Origin of the sequence: Schnuerera sp., from assembly GCF_035459645.1 — a bacterium.
Classification (GTDB): Bacteria; Bacillota; Clostridia; order Tissierellales; family Tepidimicrobiaceae; genus Schnuerera.
The window spans coordinates 1-3,328 of record NZ_DATHXO010000064.1; the positions used below are offsets into that span (position 1 = coordinate 1).

Consider the following 3,328-nt stretch of genomic DNA (forward strand, 5'->3'; position numbering starts at 1 on the left):
ATAATTATTAAATTGTTTTTTAAATAAAGCTTTTCTTTTAGTACAACTAATATATACCCTAATATATTAATTGCTAATAAAAATATTAACACTCTTTGAATATACGTCAACAAATCTTAAACTACCTCCATATTATATTATTTTATACTAAGTATACCATATCTTTTATTGAGGTTAAACCTACTTTACAAATTTTAAAATATGATATATAATAATATTTGGTAAATCGGGATGTAGCCCAGTCAGGTAGGGCACAAGTCTGGGGGACTTGGGGTCGCTGGTTCGAATCCAGTCATCCCGACCATTTTACGTTTAAGTACGTTAGGGTAATGCTATAAAATTGACATTACCCTTTTTTACTTACCATATTATTTGTAATTACCTGCTAAAGTTGAAACAAGTTATATGATCGTTGCTGTTCATTGATAAAAAATAGATTTCAGTATTAACCTTTTCCCGTTTTTATCATAATATATATTAGGCTTAGTAAGAGCTATATATGCACTAGAAGTTTTATTGATAAACCTCGTATATTGTATTTAGCCTATTGAAAGTATAATTAGGAGGTGCTTATTTTGAGTGACTTATTAGGTAGAAAAGGATGTGAAAGTGACAGTTCATTGCTATTCTTTTTCTTGCTACTAGTAGTTCTTTTTTGTAATTGTAATATGTTTGGTGGAAGATGTTAATCTTTTACACTTATCGGGGCTAGTCCCCGATTTTTTTATTTTATAATACAAAAACGAGTAGTATAAAAACCACTCGTTCTCATGAATAAAATTAAATATACCAAATATATTTTTCAATATCTAATTTTAAACAATAATGCAAATCAATCCACCACTACCATCGTTGATTATTCTTTCTAATGCTCTTCTCATCTTATTTCTCGCCTCATCTGGCATTGTATTCAGTTTCCCTTGTAATTGTTCATTAACCAAATCGTAGAGAGACTTCCCAAATAAATTGGATTGCCAAATTTTTGATGGATCTTCTTCAAATTCCCCTAAGAAGTATTTAACCAATTCCTCGCTTTGTTTCTCAGTTCCTATCAATGGTGAAACTTCTGTAGTGATATCACAACGTAATAAATGAAGGGAAGGAGCTTTTGCTTTCAGTTTTACACCAAATCTATTACCTTGCCTATATATTTCGGGTTCAGCCAATTCCATTTCATCTAGACTAGGGCTAACCAGGCCATATCCAATTTCATTTGCTTGAATCAAAGCATTTTCTATTTTGTCATATTCTTTCTTAGTTTCAGCCAATTTATTTATTAGTCCTAATATTTGATAATCACCTTCTATTGTATATCCTGTCATTTCTTTCAAAACTTCAAAGAATAATCCCTCATCTACAATTAATTCTGCATTAACAACTCCTTCCCCTAACTTGATTACTTTAATATTGATATCTTCAACTATATCCAACTCATTTAGAGCTTTTAGAGAACAATCCACTTCATTTAATTTTTGTAGAGTTTGTATAGACTCTTTCAAATAATCTAATATACTGGATTTTATCCAATGGTTCTTTGGTAAACCTTCAATCCATCCTGGTAAATTGATTGTAATCTCTTTAACTGGGAATTCAAATAGTAATTTCTCAAATACTTTCTCCACATCCTGAATGTCCATATTTAAGCAATCAACAGTTACAACAGAAACTCCATACTTTTCCTCTAAACTCTCCCTTAATGCTATAGTACTATCTAAATTTGGATGTTTAGTATTAAGTATTATTACAAAAGGCTTCTCTAATTCCTTTAGTTCGAATATAACCCGTTCTTCAGCCTTAATATAATTAGATCTATCTATATCAGTAATTGAACCATCAGTTGTTACTACTATACCTATAGTTGAATGATCTGTAATCACCTTTCTAGTACCAATTTCTGCTGCTTCTTCAAAAGGTATATCCTTTTCATACCAAGGAGTTGAAACCATTCGCGGAATATCATCTTCTATATGCCCTAATGCCCCTTTTACTAGATATCCAACACAATCCACCATTCGCACCTTAAAAGTTACATTATCCTTCAAGGTCAATTCCACTGCTTCATTAGGTACAAATTTAGGTTCCGTAGTCATAATGGTTTTTCCTGCACCGCTTAAAGGCAATTCATCCTTAGCCCGTTCTTTTTTGTACTTGTTTTCAATATTAGGTAATACTAACAGCTCCATAAATCTTTTAATAAAAGTCGATTTCCCAGTTCTAACAGGTCCTACTACTCCCGCATATATATCCCCTTCTGTTCTTTCAGCTATATCCTTATATATGTCAAACCTTTCCACTTTTCCCCCTCCTTCACTATCATAATGTAAATCAATAATACTTAACATTATATATATATGTACTAGACCTCATAATATGATAGGGATTAAAAAAAACCTACTATACAAGTAGTAGGTTTTACCAATTTTTTATCTGGCCTTTTATTATATCTTCCATTTCATGTTTTTTGTCCCTCAACATTAAATTAACAACAGAATTTTTTACATCTTTCCCTTCATATAAAACTTCATATATTTCTTTAGTAATAGGCATTATTACATCATATTCTTTAGCTAGTTGATATGTAGATTTTGTTGTTTTAATACCTTCTACCACCATTCCTACAGACTTTGTGGCCTCTTCTAAAGTCTTCCCTTGACCTATTAATATTCCAGCTCTTCTATTTCTACTATGCATACTGGTACAAGTGACTATCAAATCTCCTATTCCTGCTAATCCAGCAAAAGTAACACCATTTGCTCCCATCTCTTTTCCTAATCTTGATATTTCTGTAATTCCTCTTGTCATAAGAGCAGCTTTGGTATTGTCACCATACTTTAGTCCGTCGGAAATCCCTGCTCCTAAAGCTATAACGTTTTTTAATGCCCCACCCAATTCTACCCCTATTACATCTGGATTAGTATATACTCTAAAAAATGGAGACATAAAAACATCTTGTATATACTCTGCAACTTTTTTATCTGTAGAAGCAGATACTACAGTAGTAGGCATATTTCTTGCGACTTCCTCTGCATGAGATGGACCTGACAATACAGCAAATGGATTATCTGGTAATATCTCATCAACTATTTCTGAAACTCTAAGTAAAGTATCATTTTCAATTCCTTTTGCCACATTCACTATTATCTGTTCTTTATTAAATAATATTTTATTATTGTTTAATACTTCCCTAACTCCATGAGATGGAATAGACAAAACTAAGATATCTTTTTTGTAAATAGCTTCGGCAATATCATTCGTTACTGTTATATTTTTAGGAATAGAGATACCCGGTAGGTATTTACTATTTTCATTATGAGTTTTTATATATTCT

At 31.4% G+C, this 3,328-nt stretch carries 2 protein-coding genes and 1 tRNA gene; 1 reads left to right on the top strand and 2 read right to left on the bottom strand.

Going from position 1 to position 3,328, the window contains the following annotated elements:
* Positions 1 to 227: 227 nt before the first annotated feature.
* Positions 228 to 304: transfer RNA gene (locus VK998_RS01605), tRNA-Pro, on the top strand.
* A gap of 511 nt (positions 305 to 815) precedes the next feature.
* Here the strand turns inward: VK998_RS01605 and spoIVA are convergent.
* Positions 816 to 2,294, bottom strand: a complete 1,479-nt coding sequence (spoIVA, locus tag VK998_RS01610; protein WP_325224735.1) for a stage IV sporulation protein A — start codon at positions 2,292 to 2,294, stop codon at positions 816 to 818.
* Positions 2,295 to 2,412: 118 nt separating this feature from the next.
* On the bottom strand, positions 2,413 to 3,328 hold a 916-nt coding region (locus tag VK998_RS01615), incomplete at its 5' end, for an NAD(P)H-dependent glycerol-3-phosphate dehydrogenase (RefSeq protein WP_325224737.1).